This is a genomic window from Haloferax sp. Atlit-6N, from assembly GCF_003383195.1.
GTDB classification, from domain to species: Archaea; Halobacteriota; Halobacteria; order Halobacteriales; family Haloferacaceae; genus Haloferax; species Haloferax gibbonsii.
The window spans coordinates 141,937-157,080 of the sequence record NZ_QEQJ01000004.1 but is presented as its reverse complement, the minus strand read 5'-3'; the positions used below and the strand labels follow the sequence as shown (position 1 = coordinate 157,080).

Sequence of the window (15,144 nt, the reverse complement as noted above, 5' to 3'; positions counted from 1 at the left end):
ATGTACATCCCGCGAGTGCCGCGCTCCCCTCTCGATAATGGGATTTGACGACCGCCTCGAACTCTTCGTCACGCAGCAGGCTCGGGTGCTGGTCGCCGTCCTCGCCATCGCGGGCGTCGCGTGTCTGGTCGCCGCCGGCTACGTCTTTCTCACGCCGACGACGCAGACGGTGACCGAAGAGACGAACGTGCAGTCGGTCGAGACCGGCGTCGACACGCGGGCGGTCGTCACCCAGAACACGACGCTCTACGAGCGCGGGTCGACGCTGGAGAACCGCTCTGTCTACTTCATGACGATTTCGCCCGACGTGTCGTTCCGCGTCCACACCGACGTCCCCGCGAACCAGTCGGTCAACGTCACACAGCGGTTGGTTCTGCGCACCGTCGGCGTTCGCGACGGCACGCCGTTCTACGAGAACGAGACCGTCCTCCTCGACGAACAGACGCTCGTCACCGACGGAACCGCCGTCGACGCGCCCTCGCTCAACGTCTCCACGCTCGACCGCGACCTCCAGCAAAAGCGGACCGAAACCGGCGGAGTCGGTCAGTTCAGGACGAGCCTCAACCTCACGGTCACGTACCAGACGGGGTCGTACAGCGGCACGCTCGAAGCGAGCACGCCGCTCGCGTTCTCCGGGCGGGCCTACTACCTCGAACGGTCGCTGGCCGACGACCGGCGACACTCGACGACCGTCGCGCGGACCGTGACGCGACCGCCGAACCCCGTCGAGTACGGCGGACTCGCCGCGGCCGCGTTGGTGCTGTTCGGACTCGCCGGCCTCGTCATCCGCACCGAGTACCGAAGCGACCCCGAGGAACTCCGCACGAGAATCTCGCACAGTCGCCACGAGGAGTGGATTTCTCGCGGCGAGTTCCCGACGGACGCGAACAAGCCGTACATCTCGATTCTCACCCTCGAAGACCTCGTCGACGTGGCCATTGACACGAACCGTCGCGTCATCTTCGACCCCGAAATCGAGACGTACGCCGTCATCGACAGCAGCGAGATCTACTACTACTCGCTCGACGAGACCAACACGCACGCGTGGCTCAATCTCTGAGCCGGCCCCTCGGGCGTGACCCGTCCTACGGCGGCCGTTCGAGGTTTTCGAACTGGTAGCGGCGGTTCGTCACGGTGTGGTACGCCGCCGAGAGGCCGAACGCCGCGACGATGACGGTCGGGTAGGCGAGAAGCGGGACCGTCCCCGTCGGCAGCACGTCGGCCCACAGGGCCGCCACGACGAGACTCGACAGGACCGAGAGGCCGAGGTAGTACACCCCCCACGGAACCGAGTTCTCGGGGACGATGTCCATGTAGATGTCGAGGCGCTCCATGCGCTCTGTGAGTTCGACTTCGCCCCGGTCGTATCGGAGGACGCCGGCCTGTTCGAGCCGCGGCAGGTGCGTCTGCTGGAGCGACGTGTAGACGGTCTTTCGCTCGGCGGAGGTCAGGTCCGAAATCTCCTTGTCCTGTTCCCACGCCGCGACCTGCTCTGCGAGGTCTCCGAGTTCGACCGCGCCGTCGGCCCGCTTGCAGTAGTGGAGGGTGTACCGCCGGCGGTGGTTGCTCATCAGGTCGAAAATCTCGTCGCGCGTCAGCGCGTCGCCGTCCTCGCCGCCGCCGTCCGGCGTCGAGGCTGACGTGCGGCCGAGCAACCCGCCGGCACCGCTGGGACTCATCTATCGACCGTCGATACTGCCCCGCCGCACATAGTTCCTCTGCTGTCAGCGGCCGCACAGATAGCGCCTCGCGCGGCGTACCGACGACACCAGCCCGATTAGTCGCCGGAGTCCGACGATTCTCGCTCGACGTGAATCCGTAGCGTGGCGCTGTACGCCTCGGGGTCCGGAAGATCCTCCAGCGTGCTCGGTCCGGTCCACGGGATGAGGTTGAGTTGGAGGCCGAACGGGACCGACTCCCCCGGTTCGAGCACGCCTTCCGGACCCGACACCGCCGTGCTTACGTCGAGCAGGTCGTCTCCGTCCGTGCCCGGGGCGAGCGCCTCGTCGCCCGCCGTGACCTGTAACGCCGCCTCGACGTCTTCGAGCGTCGAGTCCGAAAGCGAGTCGCTCGTCACGTCGAACTCGAAGTAGACGCCGTCGATGTCGGCCTCGCTGACGTTGGTGAGGCTGACGATGTCCTCGAAGCGCGTGATGGCGCGCTTGTTGACGCCATTCTCGTCGCCGCCGGGGGTGAGCCGCGTCACGTAGCCGGACGAGTCCGTCTCGACGTGAATCGGCGGGTCGTTCGTCGCCGTGAGAGAGAGGTAGTCGGGCGCGACGATGCGAAAGCTCGCTCCCGACGTCGATTGGGTCGTCGTCGTGGCGCTCACGCCGAGAACGCCGCCGACGATGAAGAAATTGCTGAGGGCGAAGAGGGTCTGGCGGCGTGTGGGCATTGGTTCTCTGTCTCGTGTTCTCCCGGAGCGCTACGCGTTCGGGTCGGTCTGTGTCGCGACCGCGGTCACTTCGTCGATGAGCGTGATGCTCTCGCTGTTGTTCCCGAAGTCACCAGGTGAGAGGGCGTCTTCGATGCTCTCCGCCGTCGTGTCCACGGCGAGTTCGACAGATTCGGTCCCGGCGTCCGCGGGTACTGTGACGTAGTTCGCCGGCTCGGTGGAGTCGGTCGTCGTGTCGGTTGAAACGGTGTTTGAGATGCTGTCCTTGAACTGGAAGGCGGTGTACGCCTCTTTTTTCGTGATGTCGCCGCCGGTGACAGCCGTGCCAAGTTCGGTGAACTCGAAGCCGACGTAGTAGTCGTCGTTATCGTTGTTGTTCGTGATGTCTAGGATATTCCCGAGGTTTTTGTCTTGGTTCGCTTCCACGGCGACCTGAATCTCTATCATGTCGCCGGAGGGCGTGCTTGACCGCTCGATGACGTGGACTTTGGGAAGTTCGTCCGGTTCGAGAGTCTCGAAGTCGATGTTCCCGTCGCTCGTCCCCGCGTCGGAGTACGTCGAAACGTTGCTACCCGGGTTGTCCGGGACGCTAATCGAGATGTTCGCCCCCGGCGAGACGACGCGGAAACTCCCGTCTTCGTTCGACGAGAGGACTTCGGTCGCGCCCGTCCCGAGGACCGTCCCGGTTCCGACTGCGAGCGTTCCAATCGCGGTGATGACGTTGCGTCGTTTCATTGTGTGTTACGATATCTCTGATTTGTGTGCTTACGAGGAACCTGCGTCATTCGCGACGATTGTCAAGTCGCTCGTTCCTTCGGCAGTAGTTACTGAATCACCCTCGGCTGCAGTCATGTCACTAGGTATCGTGTTAACCGTCACGTCAATTTTCGCTTGCTCACCGTTTGAGAGAGTCTGGACAGCTCCGTCGTCTTCAGGATTAGTTGAACCGCCGATCATGGTAAACGTGACTAGCGCGTCGTTTGTTGTACTACCATCTTCGGTAGTCTGGAAGAGTATCTGAGTACTTCCTTCTGGACTCGGACTCCCACCTGGGGCAGTTGTCGTAACTCCGACGTTGATGTTTTCTTCGTCGGCCGCGTTGTTCGTCACAGTCAGAACAGCACTTAGCTCGGTAATCGCGTTTTTGTTGAATCCATTGCTGTCGTTCCCACCGAGATTAATCGTCACGGTATCACTACTTCCATCGTCAGAAACGTAGTCTGAAGTCTCTTCGAGAGTGAGGAACGCGCTCCCGTCGCCGGCCGTGCTCACGCTCACTTCACGCGCCGCGCTCACGGTCGTAAACGCGCCCGTTCCGACGAGTGCGCCGCCGCCGCCGACGAGTGCTCCGAGTCCGATCAAGATGTTGCGTCTGTTGATTGCCATGGTTGTGTTCTCCCTGACACAGGTGACTGCGTCGTTATCCCTTCCAACAGGACCTACCCACTTTGTATTCCGGTGCTTGAACGAGTTCTCGGTCGTCGTTCCGTTCGACAAGCCCGGCTTTCTCCCCGTCGAGTCGGGTTCAAGCCCACCTTTCGCGGGTCGGTTTCGGCGTTCAATCGAGGGTTTAGGACGGTGCAACTGACTCGCAGTCTGTCGATTTCTGTTCGGAACCGGTGTCTGTGGTGCGCCGTTCCATGATGATTGGTAACGCGTGTATCGAACCGAGCTACCACAGAACACGACATACTAGCACATCGAAAGTGAGGGCCCCCAAGCCGGGACGCGTGACGACCCCACCGACACCCACGCGCCGGGGTCACGAGTGCTGTCGAGTCGGCGATAGGTAATTACGGGTTCACACGTAGTGTCTCATACACGCCGTGAAACTCAGCGACGTCCTCGAATACGCGGTGCTCGGCCTCCTCGTCCTCGCCGTCGTCGCGCTGCTGTTCGGGCAGGCGCTCGGCCAGCCGGTGCTCCTCGGCTACGTCGAGACGGGGAGCATGTCGCCGACGATGGAGCCCGGCGACGGGTTCATCGCGGTCCCGTCGGTCCTGCTCGAAGACCCCGAATCCGGCGACGTGGTCGTGTTCAACGCGCGCGAACTCCACGGCGGCGGGCTGACGACCCACCGGGTTGTCAGGTGGACCGAAGAGGGGTATATCACGCGCGGCGACGCCAACCCCTTCACCGACCAAGAGAGCGTCGAGCCGCCGGTCAAGCGGTCCCAAATCGTCGCCGAGGCGCTCCAGATAAACGGGAACGTCGTCGTCATCCCGCAGCTCGGTGCCGTCGTCGGAGCGGTCAACGGTCTCGCGACCGGCGCGTTCGACCTCCTCGGGAACCTGCCGGGGTTCGAGAGCGCCGCCGACGGGGAGCCCTCGCCCATGTTCCTCGTCGCTATCGGCGGGATTCTCATCGCGTTGAGCCTCGTGTTCGACGGCTCCGGGGGCGGGCGAAAACAGAGCTCGCACAGCCGTCGCCGTCCGGACTACTACACGAGCGGCGTCGTCCTCCTCCTGCTCGTCGTCATCGTCGTCACGCCCGCGACGCTGAGCATGGCTCTCGGGTCGGGACCGACGGAACTGACCATCGTGAGCTCCGAGTCGCCGAACGAGAACCCGCTCGTCGTCGGCGTCGGCGAGACGACGGTCATCGACTACACGCTGACGAACAACGGCTACGTCCCGATTATCACCGTCCTCGAATCCCGCGACCCGGGCGTCTCGTTCGGCCAGTCCGTGTTTGTGGTCCCCGGGAAGGGGTCGAAAAACACGACGCTCACCATCGAAGCGCCGGACCGAACCGGCGCGTACGACCGCGAGATACGCGAACAGCTGTACGTTCCCGTGCTCCCGCAGACGGTCATCCTCGGCTTACACGAGGTTCATCCGTTCCTCGCAATCGCGGCTATCGACGCCGTGTTGGCGTTCGCGACGCTCCTCGTGAGCGTCCTCGCGCTCGGTCTCGGCCCGATTCGGTTGCGCTCGACCGACCGGAACGTCTCGCTCGTCGAGCAGTTCAGACGCAAGTATCTGTGAGTGCGCTGGACGCCGGTGGTCTGCTGCGTCCGCGCGCTCCCGACTTCGACTACCCGCGAACCTGCCCGGCGCTCGGCGTTCCGGTCACTCCCGCGCCGCCGGGGTCGTAGTCGAGGGTGTCGTCTCGGTCTCGGATTTCGAGGCCGTCGACCGAGAGCGTCGCCGACGCGTCGCCGAGTTCGACGGCGAGTTCGGCGTTCGTGGTGCGCAGGTCGGCGTCGCGGAGGAACGCGTCGCCGTCGGCCGAAAGCGACACGTCCGCGTTCGTCGTCTCGAAGACGCTCTCGTTCGCGCGGAGGTCGCCCGCGGACTCGACGGTAATTTGGGCGTTCTTCGTCTCGACCGTCGCGCCGTCGAGCGTCACGTCGCCGGACCCCGACCGGAGGTCGATTTGGGCGTTTTTCGTCTCGATAGACGCGCCCGCGGCACCGATGCGCTCGCCGGTGAGGTCAATCTGCTTTTCCCCGTGGACCGTCGCGTTCTCGATGTCGAGGAGGCCGTCGTCGGCGTCGAGCGAAATCCGCCCGTTGACGACCGTAATCGAGGCGTTCCGCGCCGACACCGTCTCCCCGCTCACCTCGATGTCGCGGTTCTGGTTCTGGAGACTCGCGTCGCGGATGTCCACGGAGCCGTCGTCGGCCGCGAGGTCGATTTTCCCGTTTCGCGTGCTGATGCTCGCGCCGCGAGCCTGAACCGACTCGCCCGAGAGCGTGACCTTGCCGTTCTGGTTGTCGAGCGTCGCTCCCGTGACGTTCACGGGGCCGTCGTCGGCCGCCAGTTCGATTTCGTCGTTCGTGTTCCGGATGGTCGCGCCACCGGCCTGAACCGTCTCGCCGGTCAGTTCGACCTTGTCGTTCTTCCCCCGGACCGCACTCTCGCGCACGTCGAGCGTCCCGCCGTCGGCCGCGAGTTCTATCTTCCCGTTTTTCGCGTCTATCGTCGACCGACGGAGCGTTATCGACTCGCCCGAGAGCGTAACCTCGCCCCAGTCGGAGTTGACCGTCACGTCGGTGAACTCGATGCCCGTCTCCGCCTCGATGTCGACCGAGTCGCCGCTCGTGAACGTCGTGTGCGTGACGACGACGCGCTTGGCCGAGATGTCGATAGCGCGCCAACTGTTGTCGATGGTGCCGTTGTCGGTCCCGACGACGAGCACCGCGTCGTCGTCGTCGAACGTCGCGACCTCCTGTTCGGTCAGGACGCGCTCGCCGTCATCGTAGGCGATGTCTTCGTCGCTGTCGACGTAGGCGACGCCGTTCGACGGCCCCGAGGGGTTGCCGTCGCCGCCATCGCTCCCGTCGCCGCTATCTCCGCCGTCGTTGCCGCCGCCGTTCCCGGGGTTGTCGTCGCCGTTCCCGGGGTTACCGCCGCCGTTCCCGCTCGTGCAATCGTACTCGACTCGCGCTTCGAGCGTCGCACCGGAGATAGAGACGCCGTCCGCCTGCGCGGAATCGACTTCGACGACGAGTGTCGCCACGCCGCTCCCCGCGTTCGGTCGCCGGCAGTAGGCCGTCACCTGGTGCTCGCCGCCCCGGCTGAGCGTCGGAGAGCCGCCCGACTGCGCGAGCGAAAGCGCGTTCACGTCGATGCTGGCGGTGTAGTCGACGGTCACGTCGGTGCCGAGGTTGTTTACGATTGAGCCGACCGCCACGGCGTTGCCGCGGCTTGGACTCGTCACGACCTCGCCGGTCGGTTCCAGCGCGACGAGGGCTCGGTCGTCGTCGACGACCGAGACGTCGACCGGCCGCTGTCCGGAGACCGAACTAAAACTGCCCGTCGGAACCGCGGCGAGGGTGACGCCGAGCACCACGATGAGGACGCCGGCGTACCAGAGATTCTGATTCATGCGACGGTCTCCAGAGCCTACTCGTCAGTAGGACGTGGAGCGCCTTGTACACACCGACTGTCGGCGGTTCGGCCGGCCGCGCTTCTCGTCCGACGGACGTCACTCTTGAGAACAGTTTCGCCCCGTAAAGGGGTGACCGAACCTAAAGGGGAAGGGGGGAAGGGGGGATGAGTTCGGTCATGTGGATGCGTCCGAGGGGTTACTCTGTACGGTGCTGCATCCACGTAGGCGTAACCACTTCGAATATATAAATCATTCTGATTGTCAGCTCGGTAAACAATCTTGTGGCCAGCTATAACAGACATAACATTATTAGACACACTGAAACGACTATGCCATTTGCTGACCTAAGTCAAACAATGGCGGAACACACACCGGCACGACGGCCCAGCGACGCACTCGAACGGGCGACGGCTCACGTCGACCGCGCCGAGGAACTCCTGTGGGAGTGCGCTCGCGACCTCCCGGACGACGCGGACGACGAGTTCGACCGACTCTTCGAGCGGTTGTGGGCCGTACAGAACGAACTCGGACGGGTCTCGTTCCCGGCCGCCGACGCGGCCGACGAGGCGGAGCAGACGCTGGGCCCTTTCGACTTCCCGTCGACCGACGACTGACCGGTCTCGACCGGGTTCGGTGACTACTCCGCCTGCCGTTCTAACCACTCTCTCGCGTCGGTGACGAGGTCTAACAGCGCCTCCTCGATGGGGCCCTCGCCCGCGAGGTTCACGCTCCAGGTGACCTGCGACTGTACCGCTTGGAGGTTGAGCATCGTGTTCTGGATTCGCGACGCCAGCACCACCGGGACCGTCGCGTCGAACCGCCGGATACCCTTGACCGCCTCGACGCCGTCGAACACCGGCGGGGCGTGGAGGCAGATGATGAGATGGGCCGGTGCCTCGGTCAACCGTTCGAACAACTCTCTGCTCGACTCCACGAACTCCACGTCCACGTCGGACTGTGCTATCGCCGAACCCGCGGGTTGCGGGCCGTACGCGAGGATGCGCGGCGTCGCCGCTATGCTGGTCTCAGACACGCACCTAGCTGTTCGCCGAGAGAGTATTTGACAGTTTCTCCGGAACGAACCGCCGCCGGCCGCACCCCCGCCTCGGCGGCGGTCGGCGACGCGACCGAGTTAAAACAACGTATCGAGGCGCTCGTCGACGACGCCCTCCGCATCGTCGTCGGCGTCGGCGCTCGTGTCGTCGGCCTCGCGGTCGCGGCGGTCCCGCTCGGCCTCGACGGCGGTCGACCGGACCTCGGCCACGCGGTCGCTCCGCGACACGTCGCCGAGGAGGACGAGCACGCCGACGTGGTCCGACTCGGGGAGCGGGTAGTCGCCGCCGCGGACCTCCATGCTCCCGGTCTGCTCTTCGACCCACGTCCGACTCCGCTCGATGGCCTTCCGGTTGAGCCACTCGGGCGGGCCGCTGACGACGACCAACCCGCGGGACGCGGAGTCCACGTCACACGGGAGGGTGAGCCGACCGAGCACCGCCTTCCGCGTCTGGGTCGTGATGCGGTTGATGGAGTCGAGTTCGTCCACCGACGACGACCCCCCGCCCAGCAGTCCCTTGATGCTGAACCCGCCGCCGTCGTCGCTCTCGGGGAGTTCGCTCGCCGCGTAGCCGATAGTCGAGATGCCGCCGCCGCGGAGGGTGTTGATGACCTCCGAGGAGTCGACGACGCTCTCGCCGACCGTCCCCGACTCGCTCACCTCGCCCGAGGCGAAGAGGATGCCGAGGCGCCGCACCAGCTCTTCGTTCATCGAGTCGTGGGCCTGCGCGACGTCCTCGCCGCTTTTCGCCCACGCCCCGTTGTCGAACGCGAACACGTGGTCGGTCACGTCCACGAACGTCTTGAGCGACCGCGCGGCGTTGCGCGAGTAGAGCGCGCCCTCGTCTGCGGCGGGAAGGATGCCGACGCCGTAGATGGGCTGTTCGTAGATGCGCTGGAGGTGCTTTGCGAGCACGGGGGCCGCGCCGCTGCCCGTGCCGCCGCCGAGTCCGGCGAAGATGAGAAACGCGTCGGCCGTGGAGGTCGGGGAGTCGTCGGTGCCGCGAAGGAGCTGTCGGCTGTCGCGTTCGGCGAGTTCGGCGGCGAGTTCGTTGTCCGCGCCGACGCCGTGACCGCTCACCTCGTCCGCGCCGAAGAGGATGCGATTCTCCTCGGGGACGAGGTCGAGGCCGCGGAGGTCCGCCGACGCGGTGTTGTACGCCACCGCGTCGACGACGTAGTCGGCGTTCGTGCGCTGTTCGTACCGAAGGAGGGCGTCGAGGACGTTCCCACCCGCTTGTCCCACTCCGAAGCAAAGGACCTTCATCGTCTCTCTGTGACACGCCATCAGTGGTGAATCTTCTGTTAGCGGACTGTCACACGTGGGTCTTCGGCGCGGCCGACGGGGTAGTTCTATACGACCCGGGCGAGAACCACCGGCAAACTGCATGACCTGTCCGCGGTGTTCACAGCCCCTCTCGACGCTCTCGCTCGACGGCCGCGCGGCGCGCTACTGCGAGCGGTGCGGCTTCGTCGGCGTCGAGACGGTCCACGAGCGCGACGCGCCGAACCGAGAGTCGTGGGACGACGCGATAGCCCGCTTTCACGCACGGGCGGTCCGCGGGGCGCGCGAGCGCGACGAGGGCGTGGTGGCTGAAGACGAAGGCGGCGACGACGAGTCCGCTGGCGGCGACAGCGAGTCTGCTGACGGCGACGACGAGTCCGGAGCCGAGGGCGACGAAGCTGACGCCGACAACAGCGAGAGCGACGCCGTCACCGACGAGAGCGACGCGACTGAAGGCGTCGCCGAGTCCGGAGCCGTCGAGGCCGACGAGACGGGTGACAGCGACACCGCTGACCGCGAGTCCAGCGACTACCAGCGCAAAAACGGGGAGGACGGCGACCGCGGGGACCGCACGGGAGACGAGTAACGCGCTCGCTCGCGCGCTCCCGGCGGCGCGTCGACCTCGGTCGTGACGTACTGTCCGGTCGGGTGCGTCAGTTCGGGTCGGCGTTCAGTTCGATTCCGGTGCGGCTTCTGCTTCGGGTTCCGGTTCGGGCTCTGGTTCCGAGGCGCTCCCGTCGGACTCCTCTTCGGAGCGGGCGGCGACGAGCGACCCGCGGGCGACGCTGTACAGCGGGCGGTCGATGCTCCGAACCTCGTTGACCGAGAATGGAATCGTGGAGTCTTCGAGGTGGTGTTCGAACAGCTCTTCGAAGCCTTTCGGGCTGGAGGTGCCGCCGGTGACGACGACGGGCACGTCGAGGCCCTCTTCGATGTCTTCCTCGTCGACCTCGCGCTCGATGTTCTCGATGACGTAGTCGAGGAGGTTCTCGTAGTAAATCGACAGCGCGCCCTCGACGCCGCCGACGTCCGTGCGGAAGTCGAGCTGGAAGTCGTCTTCCTTGATGGACGTGACCTTGTCGACGGCCGTGCCGGTGGCCTGTGCGGTCTGCTGGTCGATCCAGTCGCCGCCGCGGGCGATGGAGAACTGCATGACCGGCACCGCGTAGTACGCCAGACAGATGTTCGTCATGCCCGCGCCGAAGGAGACGCCGAGACCGGTGAAGTTGTTGTCGGCGAGTTCGCTGTAGATGACCGCCATCCCCTCGTTGATGGGTTCGGGGTCGTAGCCCATGTCGCCGAGCATCGATTCGAGCGTCTTGTCGTGATACAGCGTCGAGAGGTCCGAGTCGATGGGGTCCGCCGGACTCGAATAGAAGAGGCGCTCGTTCGGCCGGGAGGGCGAGCCGACGACCTGCTCGATGATGAGCTTGATCATCGGAATCGCGGAGGACTCCTCACTGGAGAGGATGCCGTGTTGCATCGGCCGGCGCGTCTCCTTGCCGAAGATGTTCGCGAAGTTGAGCGCGTCGTCGCCGACGACGTACACTTTGTCGTCCTTGCGGATGTGGAGCACGTCGCTCCGCGAGAGCATCTGCTCCGCCATGTCGCTGTAGTCGATTTCGACGAACGAGTTTCGCTGCTGGACAAATACGGTCTCACTTCCATCCTGGCTCGCGGACAGGATGTTCATGGTACCTACGTCAAGGCCTTTCGCCATACCTCACGCGTCGTAGGGCTGTCGCATAAATCTGTATGCGCTTTTGACATTCACTTCTGCCGATGAATCCAACGCCGAACCGATAGCCCGGCGTCCCGCGACGACTCAGGAGAACAGTCCGCGAATCCGGTCGACCACGCCGTCCGAGTCCTCGCGTTCGGCGTCGGCCTGCTGTTGCTTCCGGAGTTCGGCCAGCGCGGCGGCCTGGTCGTCCGTGCTGTCGCCGACCGCCGTGTCCTTCTTCCCGCCGCGGAGCCCCTGTAGCCCGGCGACCGCGTCGTCGACCCCGCCGCCGCGCGTCTCGGTCACCTTGGCGTTCTCGAAGCTCGCCCGGTCCACGTCGTCGACGGCGGAGGTATCGAGCTTCAGGCGGGTGGTCTCGGTTTTGCGGACGCCACCCCACGACAGTTCGGTGTTCGACATCGCCTCGTCCATGTCGCGGCGGACCTGCGCGGAGACGGCTTCCTCGTCCTCGCCGTCGTCGGTCGCGTCGGTCTCCGCATCGCCCCCGCCCGCGGCGGGGCCGCTCGTCCTCGCGCGGGCGAGTTGGAAGCCGACGAGCGACGTGCCGCTCGCGGCGACGACCGCCACCGCGCCGAGCGAGTAGATGCCGACGATGCGGCCGCTCTGGTCGGCGCTCGCGGAGACGTTCCAGTTGTGGGGGTACGCGCCGACGAACTGGACGACTGCGACCGCGCAGACGAGGAGGCCCGCGCCCGCGAGGACCGTCGGGAACCGGTACTGGGAGGGAAGCAGGACCACGACGGAGACCAAGAGGAGGGGAATCCCGAGCGCGCCGGTGACGCCCGCGACCTCGCGGAGTTCGTACTTGAAGATGTTCTCGGGCGGGATGCCGCCGCTCCACACCACCGCCGCGAGCGCGACGGCGAGCAGTCCGATAGCCGTAAAGAACAGCGCGAAGCCCGCGTAGACGGTCGTCTCGTCGGGGTCGGCGTCGACGTACCGCCGGTAGAGGGCGATGAGGGTGTTCTGCCCGTCACTCGACATGCCTCAGACCACTCTCCGGCGCGACATATAATGTTCGCTGGGTTCGGGGTTCGTACCGCCGCCGGCGTCCGAACCGACGCCCCGTCACGACCCGCTGGCGCACCGTTACTGTCCGCCGAGTCGCTACTGTCCGCCGGCGTGCTCGACGGACATGTCGTAGGCCGCGACCGTGTCGCCGAGGGTCGCCTCGGTGAGCGTGGGGTCCGCGTCGAACCGCGCGCTGGTGAACCGAGCGGGCCCGCGGACGACGGTGTCGCCGAAGGCCGCGGCGTCCGTCACGTGCGTGTACGCGAAGTCCAGTCGGCCCTCGATTTCCACCCCGAAAACGAGCGAACCCACGGTGCAGTCGGAGAAGTCCACGTCGCGCGCGACGCGGACGCCCGAACAGAACACCTCGTCGCCGAAGCGCGCGTGGTCGCAGACGACGCTCCCGCCGACCGTGGTTTCGACCACTCGAACCGGCGAGTCGGCGGAACAGACCGCGTCGGAGAGGTCGAGGCCGCCGGTCACGGTCGCGCGGACGAACGACGCCGCCCCCGACTCGAATCGCGCGCTCCGGAACCGGAGCGCCCGCCCCTCGACGGTCGCGTTGTCGAAGGAGACCGGGCCGTCGAACGCGCTGTGCGTGAAGTCGACGGTCCCGTCGCGGGCGGTGAGCCCCGTGCAGTCGACCCGGCCGCCGAAGCCGGCGCTCGTCGCGTCGATGCCGCCGTCCACCGTGAGCCGCGTCGCGTCGAGTTCGCCGTCGACCGTCAGGTGTTCGAGCGAGAGGCCGTCGTCGACGGTCGCCGACGCGGCGACGATGTTCTCACGGACGCGGCAGTGCGCGAGGGAGAGCCGACGGTCGCACGCGACGTTCCCGAGGTCGAGGCGACCGCCCAGTCGGGTGTGGGAGAACCACGCCGGCCCGCCGAACTGCGCCTCCGCGACGGACACGTCGTCGTCGACGACGCCCTTCCGGAACGTCGCCCCGCCCTCGAAGCGCGCCTCGGTCGCGACGACCGCCCCTGCGCTGAAGCCGGTCGCGTCGAAGCGCTCGCCGAAGCGCGACTCGCAGAGCACCCAGCGGTCCCCGACCTGGAGACTGCGACAGGTGACTGTCGCGAGCGTGTCGAGCCGCTGCATGCACACCGCGCCGCCCACCGAGACGCGGTCGAGCCGCAGCGGGCCCTCGAGCGCCGCGTCGCGCAGGTCGATATCTCCTTTCACCATCGCGCCGCGGAAGTCGAGCGGCGCGTCGTCGGCGAGCGTCAGCCCTGCGAGGTCGATGCGTTCGAACGACCCGCCGACGAACGCCGACGGCCGTTCGGGGTCGGCAATCGTCTCGCGGAGCGCCTCGGTGACGGCCGCGGTTCGCGTTTCGCCGACGGGGCGGTGAAAGAGACAGCGGTCGGCCGCACCGCTCGCGGGGTGCGGACACCGCCACACGGATGGCGATTCGTCGGCACCCGTCTCGTCGTCGGCGTCGAAGACGTGCTTGTAAGCACAGCGAGCGGGGCGTTCCACGTCGCTCGACCGTTCGTCGTTATCACGTAAATAGGTTGTCACGATGTCGCGAACGTCCGATTTCACCTTCGTCGCCACCTCAGTCGGCTGCTCTGATTACCGCTCGATGAAGGGCGCGCCGGCCTCCGCGTCGCCGACGACGGCCGAGAACGTCGCCGCGAACTCGAAGTCGCGGACGGGGAGCGTGACCAGCCGAACCGTCTCGCCGGCGCTGTCGTGGAAGCCGACGACGGTCCGGTCCGATTCGAGTTCGACCGAACAGCCGGCGAAGACGGGGCGGTTGAGCTGTATCGTCCGCACCTCTCGGACTTCCTCGGGGGTCGCCTGCTCGCCGTCGTGTCGAATCTGCACGAGTCGCGTCTCGGTCAGAAGCACCGTCATCTCCTCGTAGTGGCTGACCGACCGGAGCGTCTCGTGTTCACCGACGAACTGGTGAATCGACTCGTAGAGGCTCATACGTCGCCTACTCGACCCACTCCTATCAACGTATCTACAACAGTTTTCGGCGTCTCTCGACCGTCAGCGCGGGTCGCGGACCTCGCGACTCGCGGCCTGAACGGTCGGGGCCCGACCGTCTGTCAGAGGCGTGCAGGCGGGACGGGCCGCCGTGACTGGGCAATCGCGCTGTCCACATCCTGACCAACACGACTGCCCGCTATACGGTCGTCGTCGGGAGTATATCAACGTATGTGCCCGTCGCTGCGTGGACAGTCGAAAACCGATGTTCGAGCTCAGTCGGCGGCCTCGATACCGGGGTCGCCCGTCAGGACGATGATGTCGGCCATCCCCCGCACGGACCTGAACGGGACCCGAATCCCCCGCGGACCGACTTCCATTCCCTCGGGAGGGTCTTCGACCGAGACGAGAAGCGCGGTCACGCGGTCGTCGTCGAGGTCGACACAGAGGTCGACTGCCTCGCCCAACCGGTTCCCCGAGGCGGTGTACACGGGGCGGCCTTCGATGCTCGGAATCGGTTCGATGCCCGTCGGTGACTGGGGGACCATACCTACGCCATCGAACGTGTCAATAAAAAATACCTCGGTCGATGCGGGCGGTTCGGTCCCGAGGGGCATCGAGGGGTACGAGGCGTTCCGGTCCAGACGCGTACCGCGCGATAGTCGCCGAGAGACGACGCGAGCGCTGGATATTCTCCCGCGTCGATATGTATTTAGGCACGCCTAATGGATATGAATCTGGTCAGGAAAACTGAGCCTCGGTGTTCCTTCCACAGACCCACCACCACTGCCGAGGCCGACTGACCATTTTCTCACGGGCAGGCGGTTGGTCGTGTTTATCCCGCTGTCGTCTCTCCCGCCGAGCGCCGTCGCCGCCTGCGCT

The 15,144-nt window shown here is 65.9% G+C and carries 16 protein-coding genes; 4 read left to right on the top strand and 12 right to left on the bottom strand.

The genetic code is table 11. The annotated features are described in order from the left end of the window. The first annotated feature begins 37 nt into the window (after positions 1-37). Positions 38-1,060 carry a DUF5305 domain-containing protein gene (locus DEQ92_RS14755; protein WP_004976181.1) on the top strand — a complete coding sequence of 341 codons (1,023 nt, stop codon included), beginning with the start codon at positions 38-40 and terminating at the stop codon, positions 1,058-1,060. Between the two features lie 25 nt (positions 1,061-1,085). Here DEQ92_RS14755 and DEQ92_RS14750 read toward each other — a convergent pair whose 3' ends face one another. The 4 genes from DEQ92_RS14750 to DEQ92_RS14735 form a co-directional block, all read right to left on the bottom strand. Further along, positions 1,086-1,679 carry a hypothetical protein gene (locus tag DEQ92_RS14750; protein ID WP_197092890.1) on the bottom strand — a complete coding sequence of 198 codons (594 nt, stop codon included), beginning with the start codon at positions 1,677-1,679 and terminating at the stop codon, positions 1,086-1,088. A 98-nt stretch (positions 1,680-1,777) separates the two neighbouring features. Next, on the bottom strand, positions 1,778-2,398 hold the full coding sequence (locus DEQ92_RS14745; RefSeq protein ID WP_115821083.1) for a hypothetical protein: 621 nt from the start codon (positions 2,396-2,398) through the stop codon (positions 1,778-1,780). 30 nt (positions 2,399-2,428) lie between these two features. Next, positions 2,429-3,133, bottom strand: a complete 705-nt coding sequence (locus tag DEQ92_RS14740) for a hypothetical protein (RefSeq protein WP_115821082.1) — start codon at positions 3,131-3,133, stop codon at positions 2,429-2,431. Positions 3,134-3,163: 30 nt separating this feature from the next. Beyond that, the gene (locus DEQ92_RS14735) at positions 3,164-3,784 is read right to left on the bottom strand and encodes a hypothetical protein (protein WP_115821081.1); all 621 of its coding nucleotides are present in this window, start codon (positions 3,782-3,784) and stop codon (positions 3,164-3,166) included. Positions 3,785-4,224: 440 nt separating this feature from the next. On the opposite strand from DEQ92_RS14735, the gene DEQ92_RS14730 reads away from it, so the two are divergent. Next, entirely contained in the window at positions 4,225-5,385 is a 1,161-nt protein-coding gene (locus tag DEQ92_RS14730; RefSeq protein WP_115821080.1) for a signal peptidase I, read from the top strand. A gap of 49 nt (positions 5,386-5,434) precedes the next feature. Here the strand turns inward: DEQ92_RS14730 and DEQ92_RS14725 are convergent, their stop codons facing one another. Further along, positions 5,435-7,231 carry a hypothetical protein gene (locus DEQ92_RS14725; RefSeq protein WP_115821079.1) on the bottom strand — a complete coding sequence of 599 codons (1,797 nt, stop codon included), beginning with the start codon at positions 7,229-7,231 and terminating at the stop codon, positions 5,435-5,437. A gap of 359 nt (positions 7,232-7,590) precedes the next feature. Between DEQ92_RS14725 and DEQ92_RS14720 the strand changes: the two genes are divergently transcribed. After that, positions 7,591-7,848: a hypothetical protein gene (locus tag DEQ92_RS14720; protein ID WP_050459339.1), complete on the top strand. Its 258-nt coding sequence runs from the start codon at positions 7,591-7,593 to the stop codon at positions 7,846-7,848. 23 nt (positions 7,849-7,871) lie between these two features. Here DEQ92_RS14720 and DEQ92_RS14715 read toward each other — a convergent pair whose 3' ends face one another. Next, complete coding sequence (locus tag DEQ92_RS14715; RefSeq protein ID WP_004976171.1) at positions 7,872-8,267, bottom strand: response regulator; 396 nt, start codon at positions 8,265-8,267, stop codon at positions 7,872-7,874. A gap of 99 nt (positions 8,268-8,366) precedes the next feature. Beyond that, positions 8,367-9,554, bottom strand: coding sequence for a tubulin/FtsZ family protein (locus DEQ92_RS14710; protein ID WP_115821078.1), 1,188 nt, complete (start codon positions 9,552-9,554; stop codon positions 8,367-8,369). 121 nt (positions 9,555-9,675) lie between these two features. On the opposite strand from DEQ92_RS14710, the gene DEQ92_RS14705 reads away from it, so the two are divergent. After that, entirely contained in the window at positions 9,676-10,158 is a 483-nt protein-coding gene (locus tag DEQ92_RS14705; RefSeq protein WP_115821077.1) for a zinc finger domain-containing protein, read from the top strand. Between the two features lie 84 nt (positions 10,159-10,242). Here the strand turns inward: DEQ92_RS14705 and DEQ92_RS14700 are convergent, their stop codons facing one another. From DEQ92_RS14700 to DEQ92_RS14680, 5 genes are all read right to left on the bottom strand, one after another. Next, the gene (locus DEQ92_RS14700) at positions 10,243-11,265 is read right to left on the bottom strand and encodes a cell division protein FtsA (RefSeq protein ID WP_004976166.1); all 1,023 of its coding nucleotides are present in this window, start codon (positions 11,263-11,265) and stop codon (positions 10,243-10,245) included. A 132-nt stretch (positions 11,266-11,397) separates the two neighbouring features. Then, the gene (locus DEQ92_RS14695; RefSeq protein WP_004976165.1) at positions 11,398-12,300 is read right to left on the bottom strand and encodes a hypothetical protein; all 903 of its coding nucleotides are present in this window, start codon (positions 12,298-12,300) and stop codon (positions 11,398-11,400) included. Positions 12,301-12,423: 123 nt separating this feature from the next. Further along, complete coding sequence (locus DEQ92_RS14690) at positions 12,424-13,806, bottom strand: pentapeptide repeat-containing protein (RefSeq protein WP_199522739.1); 1,383 nt, start codon at positions 13,804-13,806, stop codon at positions 12,424-12,426. 96 nt (positions 13,807-13,902) lie between these two features. Continuing rightward, positions 13,903-14,262 carry a hypothetical protein gene (locus DEQ92_RS14685; RefSeq protein ID WP_004976160.1) on the bottom strand — a complete coding sequence of 120 codons (360 nt, stop codon included), beginning with the start codon at positions 14,260-14,262 and terminating at the stop codon, positions 13,903-13,905. Positions 14,263-14,537: 275 nt separating this feature from the next. After that, entirely contained in the window at positions 14,538-14,810 is a 273-nt protein-coding gene (locus tag DEQ92_RS14680) for a PRC-barrel domain-containing protein (RefSeq protein ID WP_004976157.1), read from the bottom strand. Positions 14,811-15,144 lie beyond the last annotated feature (334 nt).